This window comes from Massilibacterium senegalense, from assembly GCF_001375675.1.
GTDB classification, from domain to species: Bacteria; Bacillota; Bacilli; order Bacillales; family Massilibacteriaceae; genus Massilibacterium; species Massilibacterium senegalense.
In genome coordinates, this window is record NZ_LN831786.1 from 779,853 (window position 1) to 806,612 (window position 26,760).

The following is a 26,760-nucleotide window of genomic DNA, read 5'->3' on the forward strand; positions in this document are numbered from 1 at the left end:
TTTATTTTACTAGCTTACTAACTTGTTTAAATTCGTCCCCAACTGCTTCTTTTAAAAGTTCAAAAAGTGCCATTTCCACGCTAGTAGCCTTCGCACCTAACTGGAACATTTTTTGTAATCCAATTTCTTTGTTCGATTTCGTTCTAGAAGATACAGCATCCACGACCACTTCTACTTCATATTGTAACTGCAACAAATCACGAACGGTTTGATATACACAAATATGCGATTCAATCCCCGAGACTAATATTTGTTTGCAATTTGTTTCTTTTAGTCTATCCATAAATTCATCTTTTAAACAGCTACTAAAACAACGCTTTGCAATGGGTGTTTGTTCCATTAATAATGATTTGATTTCAGGAATAGTCTCCCCTAGTCCTTCTGGATATTGTTCCAACCAAAGAATCGGAATATTTAAAAAAATTGCTCCTTTTATTAAAATTTCTAAGTTTTGAATGAGCTCATCTTGTTCATCCATTAAAGAAGCTAACTTGCCTTGCACATCAATAAGCACTAACGCTGTATCTTCTTTTTTTAACACCTAAAATCACTCCATTGAATTTTTCTTTTTTACGTAGAACCTAGGTTTTCTTTTCTCTACAAAAGAAGAAATCCCTTCAGGAAAATCAATTGGATCTACCATTCCTACTTGTTCTGGGTGTTCAAAAGGATACTCTACTCTTGGTGAATTGTAGCTAACTGCTTCTTTTACTGCCCGTAAAGAAGAAGGTGCTTGTAAAGATATTTTCTCACCCAACTTCATAACAAAATGATCAACATCTTCATTTTCTACATAGTAATTAATGAGACCTAATTCTTCACATTCTTTCCCTTTAAACAAGCGACCTGTGTATACTAAATCTTTCGTACGGCTAGGACCAATCAAATCGCTAATACGTTTTGCAAATGAACGGTTTAATTTAATTCCTAAACGCCCAACTGGAATACCCATTTTTGTATTTTTAGTTCCGACTCTTAAATCACAAGCTAAAGCAAGTTCAAATCCCGCTCCTAAAGCTACTCCATCTACTGTTGCAATCGTAGGTTGTGGAAGGTTTTCAAATGCTCGAATTGCTTCTTCCATGTAATAAAATGCTTTATTCGCTTCTTCAATGGACATAACATGGAATTCTTTAATATCAGATCCTGCAGTTAAATGGCCACCTACTCCTCGTAAAATAATGACACGTGCTTTTTTTGAATATTTTAAATCTTTTGCGATGGATGTTAACTCTTGCCACATAATAGAGGATAACGCATTTAAACTACTGGGACGATTAATAGAAATAACAGCCAGACCGTATCCTTCTTGGACGGTAATTTTACCTTCATGTTCAAAACGTCGAATTTTTACTCGCATTTTTTATCCCCCTGATTCTCATATTTTCTATTATTATAACATGAGGATAACTTTTTTTCACTGTTATATAACATTCTTATTCATTTTCTGTTTTTTTATCGTTTTCTTGTGTAATCTCCATCATTTTTTGTATTAAGATATGCTGCGGCATATGCATCAGTTGTTCTATTGGTACGTTCAATTTTTCAGCTAATTTCATAGCAGTTTCAGGAGAAATTTGTAAAGGTCTCATGTGTCGCACCTCCTTTTCTATCAAAAAGCACACTATTGTATGATGAATAATTTTTATCGTCTATACACAAGCCACTCTAATGATTTCGTTACGTTTGAAACAATAACAGCCATCGTATCCATTTTATCTTCTTTGATGACCATTGGTTTAAATTGCATCATTGTTGGAAAAATTTCTTGGTCTATCTTTTGGAAAGAATACGTATATTCTACTTCAAACGCATCCCCCCAAATTTTCTTCATTTGTTTATCAATAAAAGATTGTTCTAAATTTGGTTGTTTAACATTTATTTTAAATTCTACTACTAAATAAGCAGAATAAGGGGCAAATTCCTCCCACCCTAAAATTTCACCTAATAATTGTTCTGTATCACTATAAAGGGAAAGTGTAGCTTGTGCACTAATTGGTTTATTTTTTAAATAAAAAGAAATATGATAACGCCGATTCATGGCAGCAAGGTTCACAATATCATCTCTTTTAGAAACAGTAATATTTCCGTTTAAATCTTGATCATATACGGCTCCTTCAAGAACTACTTTAATATTTTCGTATGCTGTTGGGTCAAACAACATTTTCGCCTCCCTTTAAAACGTAACTTTTGTTCAAAACATCATCACCCTATCCACCTTATGTATTGTCATACATGTCCAAAAAAGTCGTCACTATTTAGTAACGACCGGTCTTCATTAGTATAAACCAAACATATCAAAAGGATAGTTCGAACTATTCTATTTGCAGAATAAAACATAAAAAACGCACTTTTCTTTTACTATAATTATCTTCTCAAGCGTGTCCAACCGTCTTTTTGCTCAATCTTATTTTCCTTCATTAATTTCCCTAATGCCCGTTTAAATGCCGCTTTACTCATTTGAAATTTTTCTTTAATAATTTCCGGGCTAGTTTTATCAGTATATGGCATTTGTTGACGTTCTTTCAAATATTGAAAAATGTGTTCTGAATCTTGCACATAACTAACTTCTTTTCGTGGACGCATCGATCCATTCACTTTCCCGTTTTCTTTTACAAAGCTAACTCGAAAGGTAACTTCTTCCCCAAGGCGTAATGGGTGTGTTTGATCGTCCTTATAAATAAAAGCAACATAACGGTCTTCTGTAAGTAATAAGGCTCCATCATCAAGCATACGGTAAACATTCCCTTTTAACGTTTCATTAAACAATTCTTCCGTCGCATCTTTTCGTTCATATTCAATCACATTTTCTGTCGCAATCATTGCAAATAAACGACCTTTTTTATTGCATTTTAATCCACAAAATAATTGATCACCGACTTGCGGCCATTTTTTTGTATCTTTCGGTAAATCTTCAAAAGAAATCAATATATCTTTTTGAATTCCGATATTAACAAAAACCCCTAATCGTTCTTGGATAGCAGCTACTTCCACAAAATCATAATGCAACGTCGTAATCTTTGGTTTTTTCATTGTTGCTGCATTTCGCCCTTTGTGATCCTGATAAATAAATACTTCTACTTCACTACCAATTTCTAAATCCTCTGTTATTTCATTATTATGTAATAACACATCCTCTTCTCCATTAGATAAAAAATAGCCGAAGTCAGCTTTTCTTACAACTTCTAATGTCATCATATCACCAGCATCAATTGAAAAATTCATCATTCATTCTCCTTTTATTTATCGCCATTCAAACACAGATTTTTAAATGTTTTTGTACGAATGAAAATTTCTACAAATTTCATGATTCTTCATCATAAGATAAATAATCTCTTTCTACAACTATCTTTATTAATCATACCCTTTATTGTTTCAAAAAAAAACGAAAAGCTAAGGAATTGTTAGCTTTTCGTTTCTTTTTATGAATTAAAAACGTTTTGCTCCTGCATAGTGTGCTTTCCAATAAGAATTGGATAAGCTACTGATCGTCACACCTTTCGTTGAATCAGCGTGAATAAATTGTCCATTTCCTAAGTAGATACCATTATGCGAAACACCACTTTTGTATGTTCCTTCGAAGAAGACCATATCTCCAACTTGTGGTTGGGAAACAGATTGACCTGCATTATACTGTGCAGCAGCAGTACGTGGAATGGACTTACCATTTTGTTTAAAGACATATTGCGTAAAACCACTACAATCAAAGCCACCTGGCGTTGTTCCTCCAAAAACATACGGAACACCCATAAACTGTTTAGCAGTGGAAATAATATTTCCTGTTCCTTGAGGAGCAGCAACTTGTTTTGGTGTACCTGCTACTTTAATTGTTTGGCCTATATATACAATTCCATTTGATACTTCAGGATTTAATGCTTTTAACGTATCGACTGACATATTAAATTTTTGACCTATACCAGACAACGTATCACCAGCTTGCACTTTATACGTCGATTGATTCGTAACTTGAACAGGTTGCGGTGCAGGTGATGATGATGTTTGATTTTGTACAACTTGACCAGTTTTTTGTAAGCTTAACTTCGTTCCTACATTCAACCGATCTGAATTTAATTGGTTGTATTGTTTTAATTGATTAACAGTCAGACCAGTTTTTTGAGCAATCTTCCACAAACTATCTCCTGGTTGTACCACATATGTGTCTCCTGTAATTGTTTGACTAGTTTTTTGTTGTTTTGGCGCTTCTGTTGCTACTGGTGTTGTTTTAGGTGTTGTCGTTTGGACGTTTGATTCAGATGCTTTTCCTTGTAAAGAAAGTGTCATTCCGACATAAATAGCATCTGATGTAAGCCCATTTAATTGTTTTAACTGCCCTACACTAACTCCACTATTACGAGCGATCTTCCATAAACTATCTCCTGGCTGCACTGTATAAGAAGTTCCATTTATTTTTTGATTATTTTGCACATTAATTTTAACAGAAGGTGTTTCTGTAGCTTGGGCAACTTCTTTAGGAGCTTCCGTTGAACCAGTTAAATTTAACGTTTTTCCAGCATGAATAAGATCTGAACTTAATTGATTATATGCTTTTAAATTTGAAATGGAAGTACCTGTTTCTCTCGAGATTTTTGATAATGTATCACCCGGTTGAATGACATATGTACCTTGTTTCACTAGTGTATTACTAACTATCGTTGTTTTAGAAACAGGACTAGAAACTACTTGATTCGAACTTGGAATCGTCAATAATTGACCAACATAAATGAGGTCTGAGTCTAACTGATTTGTCGCTTTTAATGCATCAACAGATATTTGGGCATTTTTTGCAATTTTCCACAAACTATCTCCCGCTTCGACTTTATAAGAAGCTCTAGTATCATTTACTACTTTCTTTTGTCCTGCATCGTTTGTCTCTTGACCTGGAACTTTTAAGATTTCGCCTGCATAAATCATATCCGAAGTAAGGCTATTTAGTTTTTTTAAGTCCGAAACTGTTGTATTATACTTTTTCGCCAAATTAGATAACGTATCTCCTGGCTGAATAGTGATTTCTGTTGCATACGCACTCACAGCTGGAGTAACGATGGAAGCTGCAGCAGTTGTTAGAAAAACCTTTTTTGCCGTATTGCTTTTTTTCATCTTTACCTCCTACCTTTCTATAAAATCAGCTATTAAACACTAATTTTTTCATGCTATTACCACTTAAGTCTTTTTACCCTCTCTATGTCCTTTTATAACACTATCTATCATACTTCTCAACCATTTCCCTAAAAAAACAAAAAAAATTACTTTTTTATTCAAAATTTAAAGGAATTTTAGAGTATTTGTCGAATAGGTGAAATGGAATCATGTCAATTTTTAGATAAAGGGGAGATTGATAAAATGGAACAACCATTGGTAAAAACCACTGACTTATGTGATGATTTTTCTGATATTCTTCAAATTTGTTCGCTTCAATGGCGTTCTTTTGGGGGAAAGGATTTTTTTCATGGGACTATCTACACAGTAGATGTTTTAAATGATAATACACATGTCCGTTCTTCACTTGAAGAAATTCCAGAAGGGGCAGTATTAGTCGTTGATGGAAGAAATTCAGATTATTGCGCCTTACTTGGAGATAATTTAGCTGCTATCGCTGAAAAAAGAAATATTGCAGGCATTATTGTTCACGGACGCGTGCGAGATGCTGGGGATTTAAAAACGATCCCTGTTGGAGTATTTGCCCTAGGAACACATCCTAAAAAAAGTGTGAAACAAGGAAAAGGGCAAAAAAATGTAACCCTACAATTTGGACACGTAAATTGGATTCCTGGAGATTACGTCTATGCAGATGAGGACGGGATTGTTGTAGCAAAAAACCCTCTTCACATAAAATAATTTTTTACAGTAAAAGAAATTTTTTAATATAATGCTTTTCTTTTCAAAAGAAGATGGAATGGATCATTTATCTTTTTCAAGTTATTCTGATAACCATTTATCCTAAAAGGAAAGTGTCGTAACCTAGTTTTCAAACGTGGAGCTACTTTCATGTAAAATGAGAATCTTACTATGCCTATTGAGGAACAAAAAGAGGCTGGGACAAAACCCTCCTCTGAACTGAAAAAGCCAGTGAAATTTTTACTCAACGTAAAATTTCACTGGCTTTATTTTTTTTTATCAAAAAAAGGACACTTTCTGATAAAATTAAGTTACCAGACAAAATTCAAACAGAAAGAAGTGTCCTTATGTTTAAAGATTATAACATGAATCAATTAATTTTGCCTTTAAATGTAGAAGTAAAACTTCAAAATAATGATATTGCCTTCCACATCCATCATTTAATTGAAAGTATTCCGGAAGAAGCGATCGAACCATTTCTTCGAAATACGGGTTGTCCTGCTTATCATCCACGCATGATGTTGAAAATTATCTTATGTGCCTATACGCAATCTGTTTTTTCAGGGCGTAAAATAGAAGCACTTTTAAAAGACAGTCTTCGTATGATGTGGCTAGCTCAAGGTTATGAACCAAGCTATCGCACCATCAACCGTTTTCGTGTTTATCCTGAAGTAAAAGAATTAATTCGCCAGTGTTTCGTCCAATTTCGCTGCCAGCTGGTAGAAGAAAAGTTGATTGAACAAGAAGCGATTTTTATTGATGGCACAAAGATTGAAGCGAATGCGAATAAATTTACATTTGTTTGGAAGAAAGCAATTGAAAAATATCACAACAGTTTAATCGAAAAGTCGAACCAGCTATACGATGAACTGCTTGAGAAAGAAATCATACCAGAAATTGAACGTGAAAGTGAAGAACATTTATCAATAGAAGAACTCTCTCAAATGGTTCAAAAAGTGGATGAAGTTGTTTCTGAGTATGATCAAAAAATTGAAGCATCGTCAGATGTGACAGAACGAAAAGTGCTAAGAAGGGAACGAAAGTTTCCAAAACAAGCCCACAAACAATTAGTGGACTATACCGTACGTAAACAAAAATATGAACGGGACTTTGAAATTTTCGGCGTGCGTAATAGCTATTCCAAAACCGATCATGATGCAACATTTATGCGAATGAAAGATGATTATATGAAAAATGGTCAATTAAAGCCTGGTTATAATATCCAAGTCGCAACAGAAGGTCAGTATGCACTTGCCTATAGTATTTTTTCGAATCCAACAGATACACGCACACTCATTCCATTTTTAAATGAAATCGAACAATATTATTTCGAATTACCAAAGCATATCGTCGCAGATGCAGGATACGGTAGTGAACAAAATTATGACGATATCCTTTCAAATCGTAAACGGGAACCTTTAATCACTTATAACATGTATGTAAAAGAAAAGAAGAAAAAGTACAAACAAAACAAGTTCCATACAGCTAACTGGGATTATGATGAAGAAATGGACGTGTATACTTGTCCAAACCAACAAAAACTTGTATTTAAATACCGTTCTGTGCGAACAAATCCATTAGGTTTCAAGCGTGAGTTTAAAGTTTATGAGTGTGAAGATTGTTCCAGTTGCCCACTTCGTTCATCTTGTACAAAAGCAAAAGAAGGAAATAACCGAAAATTAATGGTGAATGAAAAATGGGAACAGCAAAAAGAATATGTGAGAGCGAAGCTTTCAGAAGAAAAAACAGGGGCTATTTATCGTCAACGTAAGATTGACGTAGAACCAGTTTTTGGATTCTTGAAGGCTAATTTGCGTTTCACTCGATTTTCTGTCCGAGGAAAATCGAAGGTTGAAAATGAAATGGGTCTTGCATTAATGGCCGTGAATATGCGGAAATTCACGGCCATTAACTAAAAGATATAAAGATTCATATAAAAAAATAGCAAAAGGTGAAATGGAGTGAGCTCAATTTCACTTTTTGCATTGTTTGAAGCTAGTTATGTCCCAGCCTCTTCCATTCATTCTTAATTTATGGTTGCTAACACTTTTTTTAATTCATCTTTTATATTTTCTCCATCGAAAATATAAGATTGTCCTGTTTTCATGAATTTCTCTAATTCTTGTAACATGTAATCGTCAATTTCCTTAATTCTTTTAGATAAAGATGATACAGAAACCTCAAAACGTTCCGCTATTTCTTTTTTTGTAATTGTTTGATCTTTCGTTTGCATAAATATAAAAGATAATGCAGCTGTAAAGACTTCTGGTTTTCTAATGATTGGTTCATTCGTTAGCACAAAACCTTTCCATACTTTTAAAGCATAATCATGAGAAATAGATAATGATTCTTCCTCTAAAAATTTGGTGATTCCTTCCGCTACATTTTCTTCCTTGTTAGAATCAAAGACAATTAAATTTTGTTGCTTTTCACCTTGTAATCCTTCCATTAAGAACGTTACAAATGCATCAAAACGCTCTGCAGACGAAACATTTATGATTTCTGGTGAATGTAGTACTTTTTCTTTAAAATTGATTATTTGCCCTTTTGGAATCACAACAAATCGTTCTGTAAAAACATCATAGTCATCAAAACGATACGTTGTGCCAATAATAAAGTCTCCTTCGCTTACTCGTATTTGTGGGATGAAAATATTTTTTTCTTGTTGATTTTTTATCTCTACAACATGTATGTATCGTTCTTCTATTCGCTTCACTTCATATACATTAAACAATGCTTCTGCCCATTCATCACATAAAGGTCGAATAAAAATATCAATATCTTTTCTTTTTGCTTCTACAAATGATTCAACAGCATTCTTCTCTGATTGCAGTGGTTGCGTAACAATCCAACTCATATATAACGCATCAAATACTTCACCAAGTGATTCATATTTTCGTTTCCATTCCTTATAGAAAGGCTTCTCTAGACTAGCTGTATATTTCAGTAATTGTTGATGTACATGATTACATTTTTCAATCCAAACCTTCTTGTCCATTTGTTGTTCTTTATTCATACAGCAAGTTTTATATTTTTTCCCACTTCCGCATGGACATAAATCATTTCGCTTTACTTTCATTTCCCCACTCTTCCTTTCTTTTCACTACACGAAATATTATACTGTTAGTCGTATAAAAAAAGCAAAAGAATGAAAAGCTTCTCTTATTCTATCGCTCCCCATTCTTTTTCAGTCCGTTGTTTCATTTGGTATTAACTTTCTTTTTGCCATCACAATTTTTGTTATTTAATATTATTTGACATAAACTAGAAAAATCCTTTTTTAAAAAGAAAAACAATCGTTCAAATACGATTGCCTAAGAAGTTAATGTTTTTAAAATGGGTTCTTTTTGGGTTACATACGCCCGTTTAGAAAATACGTTATCATTATTTTTTCTTACTTTATCTAAAATCGAACGATATAAAATCAGCGCTCCTTCGACTGCTTTTCGAGCCACGAACGAATATAAATGTAAATATTCCCCTAATTCAAATTAGCTCTTTTATTCCTTTTTATCTAAATATTATCATTATTCAACAAACGCTTCTTTCACTATTTTTTTAAATCAGCTTCTCTATACGAATATTTCTCCATTAATTCTTTTGGTAAGTAAATTTGATTTCGTGCCAAAGCTTCTCCTACATCGCGTAAAATGTCCGTGATTTACATCGCAATTCCTAAAGAGATTACGTGGCTTGTCATTTCTTTTGTTGCTTTCGGAGCTAAAATAGACAATAACATAAAGCTGACAGAACTAGCTACATGGTACGAATACGCTTTTAATTCTTCATGCGTTATATACCATTTTTTTGTAATATTCATATGTTGACTAGTCATAATATCATAAAATGGTCGCATTTCCATTAGAAATAATTCAAAAACATCTGATAGGGCTATTCACACAGAATCACTCACTGGTTTTCCAAATGCAAAACTATATAATTCTTGCTCTAGTTCCTCTAATGCTTTTTCGGGTTGTGGTGATTCATCAATCGCAACATCTGCCTTGCGACAAACCCCCTAAATAGCGTATATAGCTTGTCTTTCTTGTTTAGGTAGCATAGAAAAAGCACGATAAAACGTCTGTCTTAGAATGTTCTTTAATCATCTCCTCACACGTATCATAAGCTTCAGATAGTGTATTCATATTAAACCTCCTCTTTGTTAAATATTCATCATCGAAATACTGAGATAGTACTTCATCTATATTTTTTGTCACATTAAGTTGTGGCAATGCTTGTGCAAACTGTGGATTGATGTAATGAAAAAAAGAATCAAATTTATTTTGTAATACTGGCATTAATGCATCTATACGATTTTTTTGTTCCTTCATAAACCGAAGATATCCATCCCCATTCCCTAGGAAAATCTTTTCAATCTGGTGAACCATTTTTGTTTGATTTCTCGACATATCGATAGAAACGTGTGGAAATACAAGTTGATACATAGGATCTAATTCTACCAAATCTACATAATCAGATAACTTTTTCCCGCTCTCCTCGAACATTTCTTCTGCTATCTGCACCATACTAAGAAATGTTGCACCAATGTCCAATCGAAATCCATCCATTTCAAATTTCCCATTCCGTTTGTCTACTAAAGCCTGTTTCTCGAAACAGTAACATCATACCCTTTACTAGAGAAAAATAATGCTCCTAAACCACCAGGATCAGCTCCGACAACAATTATTTTTTCCTCTGCAAATGTGTCATCTCCTTGTGGAGTCATATAGTACATTTATTAAGCGTAGTGTATACAAAACATATAAATAATACAACTATTATCTTATACATAATATTATTTTTTTGTGACAAACTAAAAAAAAGGAGGGACCTTATGAATGAACATTTATTAAACAAATGTAAAAAAGTTTTATTAACGGAAAAAGAAAAAATTGAGAAAAGCATGAAAATGAACCCTTCTTTTCAACTTAATGATAGCCTGCAAGGAAGTACCGGCGAACTTTCGCTTTATGATAATCATCCTGCAGATTTAGGTACAGAAATGTTTGAACGTGGAAAGGATTTAGCATTAAAATCTTTACAAAATGAACGATTAGAGGAAATTGTTCATGCGCTTCATAGAATGAAAAAAGGAACGTATGGATTCTGTAGCATCTGTCAAAAACCAATTGAAGAAGAACGATTATTAGCTATTCCGGAAACTAAATTTTGTAGTGAGCATGCTAATAAGGTGGACCGACAACATAACCGTCCTGTTGAGGAAGAGATTTTAGATCCTACCTTTTCTCAAAAAGAACCTACATGGGATAAAGATGAAACGTTACAATCGGTATTAGCTTATGGGTCTTCTGATACCCCACAGGATTTTGTAACAAAAGAAGATAAGGATCAATAAAGAAACCTTCCATCCGTGAGATTTTCGTACTCCCCCAAACGATGATTAGACGGCCTTATCTATTCCTAACTGATTGCAGTGCTACAAGTGGAGGTCTTACAACCCGTTAATAAGAAACTTCCCTACCTTTAATAAAAATAGAGGACGTAACGTCCTCTATTCTGCAATAGAAACATGAATAAAAAATTTACCTATTTTACTTTTAAAAGGAATTGCTACTACGGAATGAGTCATATGATAAACAGAGTTTCCTTGATTGACAACTGGAGGTGTAACATCAATAAAAACATCAAATTTGGATAATTCTGTTGAGCTTTTACCTCCAATCCAGTTTCCTAATTCTTGAATGGCGCTTACAGCTAAATCATTAAACTCACTAACTACTATTCCGCCCATCATTTGACCTACTAATTTTTTTGCAACTTCTTCTGACATTGTACAAATTAATTGGCCATCATAATCACCATTAAAACCAAGGATAACAGATACTCCTTCAGAATCGACTATTTTTTGGTTTTCTAATGCTTTATCTGCTTGTACAATAACCCCTAAATGGTTTTCTAGTATATAACTTGTGGCTTGATTAACTGCTTCGATAAATTTAACTTTCAACACAAGGCTCCTCTCTTTTCATCTGCAATTACTTTCATTAAAACTATACCCTAATTCCATAAAAACAGTCCTTATTGCTCATGTCTTTTATCCCTTTTATCTATTATTTTATAATATTCAATAATTAGATAATCAATCCGTTTACTGTTATACATCACTATTGGATGATTCATTCCAAACCGACGTGCATTTTCTATCATTTGTTGACGTAACAATTCCAAATCACGAAGAATTTCTTCCTTTTTCGTACATCTCACGTGCACATCAGTATTCAAAGGCAAAACCCCTTTTTCGAATATTCTATCTTACTTTTCACCGTTTTCTTCTACAACAATGACAAAAATCCTCTTTATTCATGTTAAAAAATATATTTTGTAAATTTTTCTATTTTATTCTACATCAAGTTTTACAGATTAATAGAAATTACTATACTAGAAGACATTTATTATTATGTAGTGCTTTACCCGTCATAATAATAAGATATCCTTATTTATTTTTTATGGAAATTTTTACATTTCCCACTTAACTTTTACATGCTCACCTTCCATGACGCAAATTTCATTTTACTGCCAATTAATCCTAGATAAACAGTAAAAAACCTTTGCGTTTGCAAAGGTTTTTTTACTGTTATTCAAATTTACAATCTCTAATTCCAATATTGCGAATTTGGCCATAAGCATATACACGCACATATTCAGTTGTTTGATCAATAATATCATATACTTCACCAATATGATTGCGATACCAGAAAATTTCACTGCTTGATTTAGCAATTTTTACTTTCATTCTTATCACTCCAATCTGTATTCAAATCAGTTAGAAGATTTACTCCTCTGATTCTTTCTATTTAACCACAAATTGTTGCAATTTTTAAGTGCAATGTTGAATCTTTATAAAAAATTTCACGTTCAATAATTTCTGCTCGTTCCGGTTTACTAAATAAATACCCTTGTATATTATAACATCCATGCTCACGTAAAAAATCTAATTGTTCTTTTTCCTCTACTCCCTCAGCAATTGAATCAATCCCAAGATTTTGAGCTAATTGGATAATCGCTTGGAGAATAATTTCATCTTCGGAAATATCGAATCGTTGGACGAACGATTGATCAATCTTTAAATGATCAATTTGGTATTTCCTTAAATAACCAAAAGAGGAATAACCTGTTCCAAAATCATCAATGGATACTTTCACTCCTAACTTTTTTAAATCGCTAAGAATATGATGAACATATTTTATTTCATTTAATGATAAATTTTCCGTTATTTCAATTTCTAAATAACCTGGATCTACTTGATATTTATTTAGCACCCGCTTTACAACTTGTACTAGTTCATTTTTTTCAAAATGTGCAACAGAAATATTCACTGCGACTGTAATGGGTTGGAAACCTTTTTCTTGCCATTCTTTCGCTTGTCGACAAGCTGTTTCGAGAACCCAAGAATCTAATTGATAGACTAGTCCTGTTTCTTCAGCAATCGGAATAAACTCACCAGGACTAACAAAACCTAATTCTTTCGATTCCCATCTCGTCAGTGCTTCTACTCCGTAAACATCTTTTGTTCTCGTATTAATTTTAGGTTGATATACTAAGTATAATTCATTTGTATCAAATGCTTGCCGCAAATTTTTTTCTACATCTATCTTTCTGTTCATACTTTGCTTAATATATTCATCGTAAAATTGAGCATTATTTTGCGAGGTTTCTTTCGTAAAGTACATGGACATTTCAGCGCGTTTTATTAATTCTTCTTCTTCTATTCCATCATTAGGAAACTGACTAATTCCTAAACTAGCAGTAATATAGTATGGTTGACCATTTACTACTACTGGTTTTCGAATTTCCTTTAAACATTTTTGCGCAAACTCCATCGCTTCTTCTCTATTTTCTAGTTCGGCTATAATCACAAATTCATCTCCACCATACCGTGCGAGAATATCTATTTTTTCGTTAAAACGATGTAATCGTTCACTAATTTTAACAAGCAAACGATCTCCTGCGCGATGTCCGAATGAATCATTTAAAATTTTAAACCGATCTAAGTCCATTAAAAAAATAAAAAACGGTTTTTTCGAAATCAGACGGCTCTCGATTTTTTCATCGAGATGTTGTAGTAAAAAACGCCTATTAGGAAGTTGTGTCAAATCATCATGATAAGCAATAAAACGTATCCGTTCTTCAGCTACTTTACGGTCTGTAATATCATTCCGAATAGAAACGAATTGTGTTACTTTTCCATTCGTTCCAATAAACGGAACAATCGTCGTATCTACCCAATAAAATGTATTATTCTTTGTTTTATTTTTAATTTCACCACGCCATACTTCCCCTTTTCGAATGGTTCTCCACATAGTGCGAAAAAAAGCTTTTGAGTGATGACCTGAGTTTAATAAATTATGATTTTTACCTATCAATTCCTTACGACTATAATGAGAAACTTCACAAAATTTATCATTTACATAGGTAATAGTACCAAAGGAATCAGTAATTGCAACAATAGAAGATTCTTCCAATGCATACCGAATATCATCTAATTCTTTAATAACTGCTTCTAATTCATCAAAAAAATGATCGCTATGGATACTTATTAAAAAAAGCTCTTCAATTATATCAGGACCTTCTTGTCTAAGATGGATGATCGAAACTTTATAACCTTTCGTAGTCCTAGGAACATTAAGAGCGATATTCAATTTTGGTTTATTATGCTCAATCATCCAACAAAATTTTTCTTTTATCGCATTCGCTAATAATGGATTTATTATATCTTCAATATTTAATTCTTGTTCTAATGGAAGAACATCTTTATGTTCATGATAATATAATTCTTCAGCTTTTTTATTAAAGCTGTTTAATTTTCCTTCTTGATTGATTATCAATATCGCAAGTGGTAATTGCTTAATAATCATATTTATTACATTAATTTCTTTCATTTATAATCCCCCTGTAGCACGTGCATACATCATAGTTATCTTTTTATAGGTATTTTTACTTATTTCACTTTAACCACTTACAAACATTGTTATTATACGATAAAATGACCATTTCCTCAATGAACATTGGTTTTAAGTTTATCGATTTTCCCAAATCAAAATGCCAGTCAAACAACAATATTTCCTTTAAAGAGAGATTTCATGTATTTTTTTAACTTTCGCCTGAATTATTCATAAAAATTTATTGATAACCTTACAAGTACTTATGTATACGGTAATTCAACTAATTTTCTTATGCACCAAGTAAATGAAAAAAGAATCCATTTCTATTATTGTTAAATAACGACAAAATAACCAATAGAAAGGATTCTTATAATGTCTACTTTACCGCAATTAACATTGCATTTCAATCATAAAATGAGACTATCAAAGGATGAAGATCCTCTTTCATCCGATACGGCAGAATTTCTTTTAGAGAATTCGATGAAAAAATCAAATTCCCAGAGACATTAACTAAACACCTACGATGAAATGATGAATGACGTTACCATTTTCATTCGAATGAAAATTTGCTTCGTCAAAAGATTTATCAAATCATTGCTAGATATTTTGAAGATGATGTAACTAATCAATTGACGGAGGATCCCGTGTTCACAAATTATCGGAACGGAAGCGTTCGCTTCCCAACCTAGTTTATTTCGTTTTTTTGCACGGTTTAATCGTGAATCTATGGTGCAATTAAATCATGCCAATCAAGAACTTATAGACAAAGCGCATCAAATTAGAAATTCAAAGGCACTTATGATGAACCTAGATTCCACACATGCGGATACGCATGGAAAACAAGAATCGGCCTCTTATAATTCTCACTACAGAACGATTGGTTTTCATCCATTAATTGCTTTCGATGGAATAACGGGTGATTTTCTAAAAGCTCAACGAAGGCCAGGACATATCTATATTTCTAACGGTGTTGTGGAGTTTATCAAGCCTCTTATTGAGTATTATAACAGAAGGTTTCCAGAGAGCTATCCCATTTTTACGAGGAGATAGTAGATTTGTTGTCCCTGCTTTGTATGATTTATGTGAAAACGAGTCCGTAAATTACGTGATTCGCTTAAAATCACATGCCCATTTACAACGTCTTGCCAACGAGTTACATCCTGCCTCTGCACCATCTGATACAACAAGAACAGCGTGTTATTAGGAGAAAACTGCATATCAAGCAAAGTCATCGTCTAAGCTTAGGAAAGTAATGATCTAGTCTGTTCACCCTGAGGACGAATGGTTCTTCACACATTCATTTTTTGTAACAAACTTGATAGATGCATTTTCTCCAAAGGATATCGCTCGTATATACAAGAAAAGAGAAACGATGGAAAACTATAGGAAGGAAGCTAAACTTGGCTTTGGTTTGGATAAAATGAACAACCACTCTTTTCAAGTAAAGGAAGCTAGAACAAGCTTCTCTATTACCAAATTATTCAAAAAAATTAGCCAAGGGGTTAGTCTGCTACATGACTTGTATTTAATACTATTAAGTTGAATTTTCCATAAAAATAGAGTTTACTTTCTAAATGAATGACGATAAAGTATAAAATTATTATTCTTGGCCTTATTTTGTGAACTTATGCTCAAGTAAGAATGACATAGGTGGTTCTTACTACTTGATATAATACGTTGTTCTTTTACTAATTTTTTTTCGTCTTGCGATAGAAGCAAGGGGAATTAGCTGTCTTAGCTTCTTCGCTATCGATAATTAATCCATTCATGGAAAATCTAAGCCAACAACAGCTAGTTCTTCGTTTTGTGAAAATTAATGTTCGTATTCAGTGAGAATAGAAGCATCATATTTTGCTGTTTTTGTTCGAGAAACCATACAATACTTGATGATAGGATGTGATGGAATTGCTCCCTATTTACCAGTTTCAGTTTCGGTAATTTGATATAGACATCCAAAAGCATTCTGTTTCCGTGTACCATATTAGTTATATAATACTGTCTCGTCTTTCGGCTTTTGAACTTTGGAAATGCAGCACGACCCAGAGAAAAAGTTTTGGTATACCTCCTGCAAATTCAGTTGAGTGTTTATTAACACAAGACTATCAACTTCTTTGAGCCATACAAACTCCTTTTTACTTCCGGAATAAGTAGGTAATTTTATCTTTTTCCAGATTTCTTTGTCGTCCTTGAATGGCCCATATGTTTCCCTTCGTTCAGCCAACATTTTGTGGTAGACGAAACGAACACACTCAAAGTTTTTATCAAGAAGTTGCTCTTGTTCTTTCGTTGGATACAGATGGAACTTATATGCCTTCTTTGCCATATCGCATCACCTCACTCCCTCTCTTGATTTTAGATCATAACAACTATCCCTTTTATCCTAACAAAGAGATATAATTTTAGGCTACGCCTAATCAAAATTCATCTTTCACATTCACTAGTGCTGCCGTACCTTCGCACATAGAAGTGAAAAAATCCCTTCGGAAATGGTTAAAAATTTCATTTTACAACTAATTATGAGTATTTTTTCATTACATGATGGGGCTTCTTCGATATTGCAAACGAATGACCCTACCTCTTGTGTTATTGTTTTAAACAAGAGTATAGTATAATTAAGATAAATGTTTACTTTAGTATAAGATGGAAGCCATTTCCCGAATGGGAAATGCCCCCTTTATGTATAAAGAAAGGATGTATGCAAATGGAAACAGTCTTTTTTATAGAGTCTGGGATGGGCGTAGATTTACATGGACAAGATATTACAAAAGCATGTGTACGTGCATGTCGCGGAGCAATTGGTCACAATTCGATGCCTGGACTTCAATCTATTTTACCGAACGAAGATTTTAACGAAATGAAAGTACATATTAAACTCGCTGTTCCATGTGATAAAGAACTAATTGATGTTGAACAAGTAAAAAATGTTTTTCCATATGGACAAAAAACAATGGAAGTTGTTGATGGAGGATTAGCTACCTCAAGTGGTGTAGTCCTTGCAGATAAAGGAGATAAAAATGATTTAATGTACATGGTTATTGCTGTTGTACAAGTTGGATATTAAAACGTTTCCTTCATTGTGGCTCAAAGGAGTCCTCTCTTTAATTTTACAAAGTAGAAGGATTCCTTTTTTTCTAAACCTATGTATTTATATGTACAAAATAACCTTTCCATCAAATTACATATATCCTTTTTCAATCGTGTACCCTCACTGTTATAATACAGTTTTTTATTTTACATCCCATTTCTCTCATAAAATTGCACTCACGCCCTCTAATTTCTACTATATATCAGCTATCTATAAGTATGTAACATACACTTGGATAAAATTATTCTTATTATTTGAATTTTCTTTCACTTTTTTATTCAAACAATGTTGACGTTAATCAAAAACTGTTATATAATAACCTTACAACAATAAAGATACTGTTTTATAACAATTAAAGGGGTCGATATTATGACAAAAATGGAGAAATATGAAATGGCTTGGCAAAAATATTTACATTCGTGTGAAAAATATGGTTTTCAAACATCAATTGACTTTATTGATTTTATCCAAACGTTGACTAACGATCAATTAGAAGTATTAGTGGCAGACGCCATTTAAAATTGCGAGGTGTTTATATGAAGAAAGTTGATTTACCCGTCCAAATGAAACAAAAATTATTATAAAAGGTCTGTTTATGGAAATACATCATAAACAGACCTTTTTATTTTACACATAAAAAAATCCGCAATTTTGCGGATTTATAGGAATTTAAGAAATTTGTGATTTAGATTGTGCATTTTTCGAAAAAACAACTTTTGATTCTGGCTCTGCTTCCATAAAACTTGCGATTACTGCAACTGTTAATACTACAAATCCAGCTAATGTTAAAAGTGGCATACCTGTTAATGCAAAGACAATCATTGCTGCTAAACTTAAATACGCGATAACATTTTTCATCTTATCCACTCTCCTCTTTTTTTCGTTCCATCTCTATGTCTTCATTATACAAGATGTTCAGATGAAAGAAAAGAGTTTTGTTCATAATTTTGTCACAAATTTTTAATATTTTTTTCACAATTCACTTAAAAATCTATCATAATTCACTTTTTTTTGTCATTTTTACACTTGACAAAACAATTTAATTTATATTTCAACTCAATTAAAGCTGTGTGATCGTCTTGTTTATGGGTATTTACTGTTGTCTAGAATGCCTGACATTTTTTATTTTATCCGGTAAGCCATCCTTCATCCAAGTTTCTATGTATCTTATTATTCTTTTTTATCTTACACTCGGTTATATAGTATTTGGTACTCCAAATACCTATTTTTTCTCTTTGTCTATTCGCTCCATTTTACAGCATTCCTCCACAAATTCCGTATTTGGATTATAGACATAAGCTACCCTTGCCAAACCTTTAGATAGTAAAAGTTCTTGGATATTCCTATTTTCGATAAAAATATATGCTAACAATCTTCCATATTTGTCTCGTTCTTTTAAATCTATTTGTAATTCCACCTCCTTATGCAACAATAATTTTGTTATATACAATTTTTCTTTTTGTCCAAATGATTGTTGTTTCCCAACAGTTTCAGGGCTATTAATTAATAAAAAACGAACTTTTTCCTTTTTCTCATTTAAAAACTTCACTTCCATCGTATCTCCATCTATCACTTTTGTAACTTACCCTCTTATTGTTTGTTTTGTTGGTTGGATCAATCCTTTTTGATCATTCAAGTGTACTTGAAAACGTATCATACTAATAAGAACCATGCCAATAAGCAGGAGAAAATTGTCTTTTTGAACGGATTCATGTTTTCATCCTTTTGATTGATATTTTTCTAACGAAAATGATAAAGAGTATACTATTAACGCTATCCAAATAAAAGTAAAGCTAACAAAATGGTATGCAGTAAACGTTTCATTATACAAAAATAAACCCATCATCAATGTAATAGTAGGAGAGACATATTGTAAAAAACCGACAGTTGACAATGGAATTCTTCTTGTACCCATTGCAAAAAACAAAAGTGGAAGTGCTGTCACAACACCAGCTAACACTAAAAAACTAGCTAATTTTATATCTAACTCTACAACTGAAGCTACTTCTTCTTTTCTTAAATATAAAAAAAACAAAGCTAATGGTACGATAAAAAGAGTTTCTATTCCAAGACCTACCATAGAATCAACGATCATTTTCTTTTTGGCAAGTCCGTACAAACCGAAACTGATTGCCAAAATGAGAGCTATCCAAGGAATTTCCCCAAATGAAACAACCTGAATCATGACGCCAATAAATGCTAGTAAAAGAGAACTTTTTTGCCAAACAGTTAACTTCTCTTTTAATAGTAACATTCCAAGTAAAATACTAATAAGCGGATTGATATAATAGCCTAAACTCGTTTCAATAATATGATTATGATTAACAGCCCAAATATAGACGAACCAATTGATGCTAATAATAATAGAACTGACCAATAGAAAAAAACTACTTTTTCGTTGGAATAACGTTTTTTTAAATAATGTCCACCGTTTTGTAATGGTCAACAAAATAGACACAAAAACAAATGACCATATAATACGATGAGCGAGTATTATGCCAGCAGAAAATGATTCTAGCTGCTTCCAAAAAAGAGGTAAAATTCCCCACATTAAATATGCTATTAAAATATATATAATACCTTGTGTCCGTTCATTCGTTTTTATTTCGTTTTTATGATGCGACATTCGATAAAAATCCTTTCTTTTTTTTATGATTGTAATCTCATTTTCAAAAAAATCTTCCTCCAGTTGGAGCTTTCGCTTTTTCGCCACTAATCGTTCGAAACACGCTTCTAGCTTTTTGAGCACAGAGAGTGCATTCAGTAGCGCTCTTTTTTCCTTTGTTTTAGAACTTCATAGCCACTCGGACTGGATTCATCCCTACTTCGCTGTTTCAATACTACCTGCATTTTTGGTTATTATTCTTTAAATGGGAGAAACAATGTCGATTATATCATTAATCAAAATGGTAAAGATCTTCATTCCGTTAAGAAAAACATCAAACATACGATTCGGTCCAACTAACATCGTAGATAACATCAAACTAAAATCACAAAAAAAATCATATTTTCTTACTCGTTCACACTTTCTTCATTATTCGTTCACCTTTTTGACATTGCTCTTTTACTATTAAAAGCGCATTATATTAATGTAAGCTTTTCAATTTACTCAAACGCACAAAAATATTTCATCATTTCCCCCCTCTTAAGCACATGCAACTAGCATGTGCTTATTATTTTTTCTCCCTCTTTTAACTAAGAGAAATCTCTTCATTGACCCTTTGATGTCGTCCTATTTTATTCTTCATCAATCCTACTTTCCTTATTCAAGTTTCGTATTACCATTTCTTTTTTACTCATATATTTTCTGTACTATCAATAAATTAGCTATGCCTAAAGTTTTTTAGCTATTTAACAAAAAATAAAAGGATTTTAATTTACATTTGTGGAATTTTAAGATATTATGCATAAGTATTCTACCTTTTCAAAGGAGGCGATAGCATGTCAAATACTATTATTCGACCCGCTACTTTAATGGACTTAGAACAGATTCGTCAAATTTATAACCAAGGAATTGAGGAAGATTCCTCCAATGTTGAAATGAAACTAAAAACAACAGAAGAAATGAAACAATGGTTTGATGCACACAATGAACGGTTTCAAATATTCGTAATGCTTGTTCATAACAAAATTATTGGCTGGGCTGCTATTAATCAGTACTCCATTCGAGACGCTTATCAAGGAATTGGTGAAATCTCTATTTATTTTGATAGATCTGCTCGTGGAAAAGGCTATGGTGTACAACTACTAAACATTCTTGAAGAACATGCTCAAAAGCACGATTTTCATAAACTTGTCTTATTCATGCTAACAGAAAATACACATGGCCAAAAACTATATGAAAAACTAGGTTATACGCCTGTTGGTGTTTTTAAAAAACAAGGGCTCGTTCACGGAAAATACGTAGATATTATGGCAATGGAAAAATTATTTATAGACAATGAATAATGATACATAAAGAAATTCTCTATCAGTAAGGCTTCTATTCTTCTCACACTGATGATTTAATACACGGATGCATCTTTTTAAAAAATAAACGAAGGAAGAGGAAATCTCTTACCTTCGTTTTATTCGTTTATCCAATTTTCTAATTCTGTCGTTAAGCCTTTTTCACCGATTATTTCCTTCATTATTCCATTTTCAACTTTTGGAAACATGGGGATAAAAATACCTACTGGTGAATGTGTTTTTTCCTTTTCTATTTCACTTCCTGGAAATAAACAAATCACTTGTTTGATGGGATGATAATCAAAACGGTTATTTTCTCCTTTTCTTTTAATTAACCAATAACAATCCATTTGTTTCATCGCATCCGTATAACTATCTTGATATCGATAAATATTTTGAAAAGGACGATACTTTACTTCTACAATAATAGAGCCCGTATATACTTCTTTTTCATACATATCAATTCGGATATCTGGTTTTCTTCGTTCATCTTGTGAAAAAAGTCCTGTTTCATCATGTAATTGATAATATGTTTTCAATCGATCATTAAAGATGACAGAAAGTCGTTTCGTCCCACGTTTTAATATGACAGTTGCCCCGTCATCTAATTCATTATTTTTAAAATACCTTTCTAATTGTTCTAAAAGAATATCATGATTAATGGTAAAACCAAGCGATTTTAATACATGCAACACGACGAAATAACAATAATATTCATATAAAACGGGTGTTGGTTTTAACAGAGAAAAATTTTCTTTTTTATTTTTAGCCTTAAAATCGCGATATAATTGATACAACGTAGCATATCCATTTTTTTTCATTAAATTTACACGTAACTGTTTATCGGCTTGTACTTGATAAAAAACGGGTGATGCTAAACAATGTAAACATTTCTTTTCATATTTGGACGCTTTTTGATACACTTCTTGCCTTTCAGGAAGATAATTCTTCAGCATTTTAATCTGAAACAACAACTCTTGCAAAAAATATTTTACAAACCCAAGTCCTTCTTTAGAGTTAGTGGATTGTATTTTTCGATTATAGGAAAGATGCATCCATGTTTTCTCAGGGTGCCGCACTTGTTTTTTATAGGATTGCATGGTTTGTCGTTCTGGACGTTTTCCCCATTCATAATGAATTATTAATTCGGTTGCATGGTGTTGTTCAATATAAGAAACACTAGAAAAAATAAGATGTTCATATTTATCCAACCATTCCATGAAAAAACGACTTTCGTGGAAAAATAGAGTTCCGTTCTTTATATTGTTTTCTTCATTCATCATATTAAGCGCCAAGTTTTGTAACTGTGCATTTAATGCCTCATGAATATAAAACAATTGATCTTCATCAAAATTTTTAGGAACAATTTTTAGCCATCCATAAAAAACTTGTAATCCTGTGGTTACAGTAAACATATAATAACCACATGGCCAAGGATAATAGGAATCATATTTACTATCAAAAATAACTTTATTCCTTGCCTCATTTTTAGAGAAATCATATTTTTCCGTATCGTCATCAGCACGTTTAATTTCAACGGATAACGATTGGTTTGTTTGTTTACATTGAATCATTAAATTTTTATATTCTGTTACATGATATACATATTTCTTATGAAAGGTAGGAATAACTGCCAGTTGATCAATAGCCATGTACTTTTTATTACTACCTATCCCTTCTTCTAATAATAACTCAAACGGAAGAACGATTGTTTTTTCGTTAATGTGTAAAACCATAATGCATCAGCTCTTTTGCTTTGTTTAGAATAATTTTTTTACAATAATCAAAGTTAGATAATACTTGATAGTCTTGACGTGTAAATAATTTTCCAAGGGCTGCCGCTTCATATTTTCCCTCTGAAAAACTCCCTACTAATGGTGCTACTAACGCTTCGTGTCCTCTTATTTTCGTTAGTATACGTTGTGCAATTTGTCTATCAAAAACGTGCTGTTTATCAATGAGCACACGGCCATTTTGATCAAATGGAATATTTCCAATGTATCGACCAATCGCTTGAATAACACGATAAGAAATTCCTTGTTGCGGATCATAATTAGATAATAATTCGTTCAAATCATCAAAAAAATCTAATTCACGATGATTGAACTGTTGAAAGCCGTCTTGTTCATATTGCCATTGATTTCGAAATAATGATTTCGTAATAGTTAAAGACGATTGTTCTATTTGTTTCGGAACATGTTTCAACAATTCACTCATTTCCTTAAAAGAATATGTTTCCGGTGTAATAACATTCACTCTATCTAATAATCGATTGGAAAATGTTTGCGTTGTTTCATCAAAGTTGACCGTTCCTACAAATAGGACATTGTCCCCAATTGGAATTTTTGGTGGAATCGTCTCAAGCATCTGCTCGTGTTCACCGTATAACGTTAAAAAACGATATGATTCCTCTAATTCTAAAAGGGACAGAAAAGGACTAAACCAATGTTCTACTTGTGATAAATTCATCTCATCAAAAATTACCATATGAAGTTTATCCGGATTTTTTGCAGCTCGAAGTAATAAAGAAACTAAACCCGCTTCACTTTCATAAAATTGTTTTCGATTAGGATGATAAAAGCCTAGTAAATCGCTGGGTTCATGGTAACTTGGAGAAATGGGAATAATACGTAGGTTTTCATTAAAGGTTAAACCTAATGCTTTTCCGTATAAATGCGCTAATTTTGTTTTTCCAATACCACTTCTTCCTCCAATGATTGTTAATGGGGTTGTTTTGATGCTCGTATGAAAGTATATCAAATCTTCCCTTTTAAAAAATAGTTGATGCTCCATTGTTAATTGTTCTAAATAATCAATAAATCTTGCTTCATTAGTATGATCAGTGAAAATGGTTTTTCCTTTTAACTGCTGCATCGTCTTTTCTACATGTTTCGGAACTAATCGACTTTCTTTTTCCATGACCATCTTCAATAAACTTTGATATTGTTTTTCTTCTATAAAATAAAGATCTTGCCCAACTCGAGCCGAGACAACAGTTGAAAAATCTTCTAAAGAAATTCGTACATACGTTGCTTGGCATGGTGTTTTTGGATAATAAACAGTTGATTCCATCCCGCTTTGTCGTAACTCTAAAGCATGATATAGTTTTTGATTTTTAAAAATTAATTGTGGTCTTGAAAAAATTTTAGGGTAATGTGCAAATTTGATTGGTCGTTCTCCCTCAATTAAACGTTGTTCAAATTCTTCTTCTTGCTCTTTCATACTCGTCATTTCAGGTCCAGGAATGACATAGTAATTTTCCGCAGGTTGTACATCTTCTATTTGATGTAAACGAACATATACCGTTTGAGCATCCTGGAAATAAACAGAAAAAATAAATAGGCAATTTTCTAGCTTTTGTTTTATTTTTTTTATTTTTACATCTTGTGTATCATAGGAGTGATAAAATTCTAATAGGCGATCATCGTTTACTTTTTCGTATGTATTGCCAGTAAAAATATTTTGCTCGTTTGGCATCACTTCTCGTAAACAAACTGGTAATGGAGATAAGGTTTTAAGATGAAAATAGATTAAGTCTGTCGTTGTAATATGCACATTCGATTCTTGGGTCGTATAAATATGTGCTTCATTTTCTGTAATGAGTCTACCAACAAAATAACATTTTTCAATATCAGTTCGTAGCTGTGGCGCTATAGGTTTTATTAATTTCATAAATTTCTTCTCCTTCTAAATAAAATGCTATTTTTTTTATTATTTCTAGCAATGAACCATGTACGAAACGATAAGGAATATGAGCACTCTCAAACTCCTTTTCTAATAAAAATTGCTGTCGGTTGGATAATTGATTACTGTTTACAAAAATAAGCTGTTCTCGATACTTTTCTTTGTTTAACTCAATTTGTAAATCTTGTACATGCTGAAACGTTAGCATATGGGAATCTGTAAAATAATACCGAAATAATTCATTCCATTCTTTCGTAAAAAAATAGAAATTTTCAGACAAAAATAACGGTTCAATCATTGGAGGTTTTGTTTGAAGCACCTTTTCAAGTTCTTTTTCTTTCCATTCTTTCAATTCAAATTGAAGATTTCGTATTTCTTCGATATGTTTTATTTGTTGCATTTCCATTTTATGTTGCATCACGTCTACTTGGTTCGTCGCTATTTCCACTTGTTTCTCTAATGATTTTCTTTCCTCCAATAAACGTTCCCATTTTTCTTGTTGTTTCTTTTTTTGTTCTTTTAATTGTTCTATTTGTTTCGTGCTTTCTGCTATGTCTTTTAATAACATACCATTCATTTGCAAACTTTCTTTTAAGACTAATTGCAAAAAAGCCGAACATAATGCTGGTTCAAAATGTTCCCATTCTTGCTTCTGTTTCACAAAATAATAGAGAAAGTCCCCTTCTTCATACGAGTCGTATTGATCAATAATAAATGTTTCAATCGTTTCTGCTTTTCCTTCTTTTATAGTAATAGATTCCAAAATCAATTCAGCATTTTCTTGTACACATTCGAGTGATAATTCGCTTAACGTTTGAATTTTATTATCAAAATGAAGATCATTTGCTAACATCCCTTGAAACATCGAATAATTACATTCCAGGTTTTCTATCATTTTAATCCTTGACTCTTCATATTTTTCGGGATACAAATGAAAAAATAATGCTAATTTCATCGCATTCGATATTTCTTTATTTAATTCTAATTTATATAAAAATTCTGAATATGTATTATTTTCATATGGTTTACTATATTTATCTAAGGATGTCGATAAAAAGCTAGGAATATTAACATCTCGCCGCAATTTATTCGAAACGGATCGTTGGAGTAGTGGAATAGGTACACGTTCATTATTTTTAAAACCAGGTATTTGAATACGTAAAGAATCTGCTAACATCCTGTACTCTTCTTCTGTTAAAAATCGGGTAAAATCCTCAATAAACTGTGTATACAATTGTAACACTCCTTCTTCTTTATTTATGTTTGTCATAAAGAGGTTTAAAAAAGCTGTTTTGCTAGTTTCTT

24 protein-coding genes and 3 pseudogenes are annotated in these 26,760 nt (G+C 32.4%); 7 read left to right on the forward strand and 20 right to left on the reverse strand.

Annotated elements, in window-relative coordinates; genetic code table 11:
* Window position 1: 1 nt before the first annotated feature.
* The 6 genes from BN1372_RS07245 to BN1372_RS07265 all read right to left on the reverse strand — a co-directional run bounded on the left by BN1372_RS07245 (window position 2) and on the right by BN1372_RS07265 (window position 5,097).
* Window positions 2-541: a hydrolase gene (locus BN1372_RS07245; protein WP_062198163.1), complete on the reverse strand. Its 540-nt coding sequence runs from the start codon at window positions 539-541 to the stop codon at window positions 2-4.
* Between the two features lie 6 nt (window positions 542-547).
* Window positions 548-1,360: an enoyl-CoA hydratase/isomerase family protein gene (locus BN1372_RS07250; RefSeq protein WP_062198164.1), complete on the reverse strand. Its 813-nt coding sequence runs from the start codon at window positions 1,358-1,360 to the stop codon at window positions 548-550.
* A 76-nt stretch (window positions 1,361-1,436) separates the two neighbouring features.
* Window positions 1,437-1,592: a YycC family protein gene (locus BN1372_RS14605; protein ID WP_074018149.1), complete on the reverse strand. Its 156-nt coding sequence runs from the start codon at window positions 1,590-1,592 to the stop codon at window positions 1,437-1,439.
* A gap of 53 nt (window positions 1,593-1,645) precedes the next feature.
* Window positions 1,646-2,164, reverse strand: a complete 519-nt coding sequence (locus tag BN1372_RS07255) for a hypothetical protein (RefSeq protein ID WP_062198165.1) — start codon at window positions 2,162-2,164, stop codon at window positions 1,646-1,648.
* A 203-nt stretch (window positions 2,165-2,367) separates the two neighbouring features.
* Window positions 2,368-3,225 (reverse strand): CvfB family protein, encoded by an 858-nt coding sequence (locus BN1372_RS07260; protein ID WP_062198166.1) that lies wholly within the window; start codon window positions 3,223-3,225, stop codon window positions 2,368-2,370.
* 204 nt (window positions 3,226-3,429) lie between these two features.
* Window positions 3,430-5,097 (reverse strand): C40 family peptidase, encoded by a 1,668-nt coding sequence (locus BN1372_RS07265; RefSeq protein ID WP_062198167.1) that lies wholly within the window; start codon window positions 5,095-5,097, stop codon window positions 3,430-3,432.
* A gap of 243 nt (window positions 5,098-5,340) precedes the next feature.
* On the opposite strand from BN1372_RS07265, the gene rraA reads away from it, so the two are divergent.
* The gene (gene rraA / locus BN1372_RS07270) at window positions 5,341-5,835 is read left to right on the forward strand and encodes a ribonuclease E activity regulator RraA (protein ID WP_407656451.1); all 495 of its coding nucleotides are present in this window, start codon (window positions 5,341-5,343) and stop codon (window positions 5,833-5,835) included.
* Window positions 5,836-6,182: 347 nt separating this feature from the next.
* Complete coding sequence (locus tag BN1372_RS07280) at window positions 6,183-7,751, forward strand: IS1182 family transposase (protein ID WP_062198169.1); 1,569 nt, start codon at window positions 6,183-6,185, stop codon at window positions 7,749-7,751.
* Between the two features lie 110 nt (window positions 7,752-7,861).
* Here the strand turns inward: BN1372_RS07280 and BN1372_RS07285 are convergent, their stop codons facing one another.
* The 3 genes and pseudogenes from BN1372_RS07285 to BN1372_RS14975 all read right to left on the reverse strand — a co-directional run bounded on the left by BN1372_RS07285 (window position 7,862) and on the right by BN1372_RS14975 (window position 10,403).
* Window positions 7,862-8,914 (reverse strand): SEC-C domain-containing protein, encoded by a 1,053-nt coding sequence (locus tag BN1372_RS07285; protein WP_062198170.1) that lies wholly within the window; start codon window positions 8,912-8,914, stop codon window positions 7,862-7,864.
* A gap of 471 nt (window positions 8,915-9,385) precedes the next feature.
* Window positions 9,386-9,730, reverse strand: a pseudogene (locus BN1372_RS15540) (squalene/phytoene synthase family protein).
* A 154-nt stretch (window positions 9,731-9,884) separates the two neighbouring features.
* Window positions 9,885-10,403 carry a phytoene desaturase family protein gene (locus BN1372_RS14975; protein ID WP_062198172.1) on the reverse strand — a complete coding sequence of 173 codons (519 nt, stop codon included), beginning with the start codon at window positions 10,401-10,403 and terminating at the stop codon, window positions 9,885-9,887.
* Between the two features lie 266 nt (window positions 10,404-10,669).
* Here BN1372_RS14975 and BN1372_RS07300 point away from each other — a divergent pair, with 266 nt between their 5' ends.
* Window positions 10,670-11,191 carry a TraR/DksA C4-type zinc finger protein gene (locus tag BN1372_RS07300; RefSeq protein WP_062198173.1) on the forward strand — a complete coding sequence of 174 codons (522 nt, stop codon included), beginning with the start codon at window positions 10,670-10,672 and terminating at the stop codon, window positions 11,189-11,191.
* Between the two features lie 156 nt (window positions 11,192-11,347).
* Here BN1372_RS07300 and BN1372_RS07305 read toward each other — a convergent pair whose 3' ends face one another.
* The 4 genes from BN1372_RS07305 to BN1372_RS07315 all read right to left on the reverse strand — a co-directional run bounded on the left by BN1372_RS07305 (window position 11,348) and on the right by BN1372_RS07315 (window position 14,735).
* The gene (locus BN1372_RS07305) at window positions 11,348-11,803 is read right to left on the reverse strand and encodes a chemotaxis protein CheX (RefSeq protein ID WP_062198174.1); all 456 of its coding nucleotides are present in this window, start codon (window positions 11,801-11,803) and stop codon (window positions 11,348-11,350) included.
* 71 nt (window positions 11,804-11,874) lie between these two features.
* On the reverse strand, window positions 11,875-12,078 hold the full coding sequence (locus BN1372_RS07310) for an aspartyl-phosphate phosphatase Spo0E family protein (RefSeq protein ID WP_062198175.1): 204 nt from the start codon (window positions 12,076-12,078) through the stop codon (window positions 11,875-11,877).
* A 352-nt stretch (window positions 12,079-12,430) separates the two neighbouring features.
* Window positions 12,431-12,589 carry a hypothetical protein gene (locus tag BN1372_RS15175; RefSeq protein WP_154662976.1) on the reverse strand — a complete coding sequence of 53 codons (159 nt, stop codon included), beginning with the start codon at window positions 12,587-12,589 and terminating at the stop codon, window positions 12,431-12,433.
* A 61-nt stretch (window positions 12,590-12,650) separates the two neighbouring features.
* Window positions 12,651-14,735 carry a putative bifunctional diguanylate cyclase/phosphodiesterase gene (locus BN1372_RS07315; RefSeq protein ID WP_062198176.1) on the reverse strand — a complete coding sequence of 695 codons (2,085 nt, stop codon included), beginning with the start codon at window positions 14,733-14,735 and terminating at the stop codon, window positions 12,651-12,653.
* Between the two features lie 375 nt (window positions 14,736-15,110).
* On the opposite strand from BN1372_RS07315, the pseudogene BN1372_RS15545 reads away from it, so the two are divergent.
* Window positions 15,111-16,209, forward strand: a pseudogene (locus BN1372_RS15545) (IS1380 family transposase); the annotation flags it as partial.
* A 194-nt stretch (window positions 16,210-16,403) separates the two neighbouring features.
* On the opposite strand, the pseudogene BN1372_RS15950 reads toward BN1372_RS15545, so the two are convergent.
* Window positions 16,404-17,061 (reverse strand): annotated as a pseudogene (locus tag BN1372_RS15950) (RNA-guided endonuclease TnpB family protein); the annotation flags it as partial.
* Between the two features lie 378 nt (window positions 17,062-17,439).
* Here BN1372_RS15950 and BN1372_RS07330 point away from each other — a divergent pair.
* Together BN1372_RS07330 and BN1372_RS15190 are read left to right on the forward strand one after the other, a co-directional pair.
* A complete protein-coding gene (locus BN1372_RS07330) occupies window positions 17,440-17,799 on the forward strand; it encodes a Lin0512 family protein (RefSeq protein WP_062198178.1) in 360 nt (119 codons plus the stop codon).
* Between the two features lie 393 nt (window positions 17,800-18,192).
* Entirely contained in the window at window positions 18,193-18,342 is a 150-nt protein-coding gene (locus BN1372_RS15190) for a hypothetical protein (protein WP_154662977.1), read from the forward strand.
* Between the two features lie 150 nt (window positions 18,343-18,492).
* On the opposite strand, the gene BN1372_RS07335 is transcribed toward BN1372_RS15190, so the two are convergent.
* From BN1372_RS07335 to rarD, 3 genes are all read right to left on the reverse strand, one after another.
* Window positions 18,493-18,681: a hypothetical protein gene (locus tag BN1372_RS07335; RefSeq protein ID WP_062198179.1), complete on the reverse strand. Its 189-nt coding sequence runs from the start codon at window positions 18,679-18,681 to the stop codon at window positions 18,493-18,495.
* 364 nt (window positions 18,682-19,045) lie between these two features.
* Window positions 19,046-19,378: a thermonuclease family protein gene (locus BN1372_RS07340; protein WP_147515351.1), complete on the reverse strand. Its 333-nt coding sequence runs from the start codon at window positions 19,376-19,378 to the stop codon at window positions 19,046-19,048.
* Window positions 19,379-19,540: 162 nt separating this feature from the next.
* Window positions 19,541-20,449 carry an EamA family transporter RarD gene (rarD, locus tag BN1372_RS07345; protein WP_062201173.1) on the reverse strand — a complete coding sequence of 303 codons (909 nt, stop codon included), beginning with the start codon at window positions 20,447-20,449 and terminating at the stop codon, window positions 19,541-19,543.
* An 815-nt stretch (window positions 20,450-21,264) separates the two neighbouring features.
* On the opposite strand from rarD, the gene BN1372_RS07350 reads away from it, so the two are divergent.
* Complete coding sequence (locus BN1372_RS07350; RefSeq protein ID WP_062198181.1) at window positions 21,265-21,771, forward strand: arsinothricin resistance N-acetyltransferase ArsN1 family A; 507 nt, start codon at window positions 21,265-21,267, stop codon at window positions 21,769-21,771.
* A 119-nt stretch (window positions 21,772-21,890) separates the two neighbouring features.
* Here BN1372_RS07350 and BN1372_RS07355 read toward each other — a convergent pair whose 3' ends face one another.
* Genes BN1372_RS07355 through BN1372_RS07365 form a run of 3 tightly spaced genes read right to left on the reverse strand, consistent with a single transcriptional unit; the run spans window position 21,891 to window position 26,689 of the window.
* Window positions 21,891-23,507: a nuclease domain-containing protein gene (locus BN1372_RS07355; protein ID WP_062198182.1), complete on the reverse strand. Its 1,617-nt coding sequence runs from the start codon at window positions 23,505-23,507 to the stop codon at window positions 21,891-21,893.
* A complete protein-coding gene (locus BN1372_RS07360) occupies window positions 23,491-25,443 on the reverse strand; it encodes an McrB family protein (RefSeq protein WP_062198183.1) in 1,953 nt (650 codons plus the stop codon). The genes BN1372_RS07355 and BN1372_RS07360 overlap by 17 nt, the downstream gene beginning before the upstream one ends.
* Complete coding sequence (locus tag BN1372_RS07365) at window positions 25,403-26,689, reverse strand: hypothetical protein (RefSeq protein WP_062198184.1); 1,287 nt, start codon at window positions 26,687-26,689, stop codon at window positions 25,403-25,405. The genes BN1372_RS07360 and BN1372_RS07365 overlap by 41 nt, the downstream gene beginning before the upstream one ends.
* Window positions 26,690-26,760 lie beyond the last annotated feature (71 nt).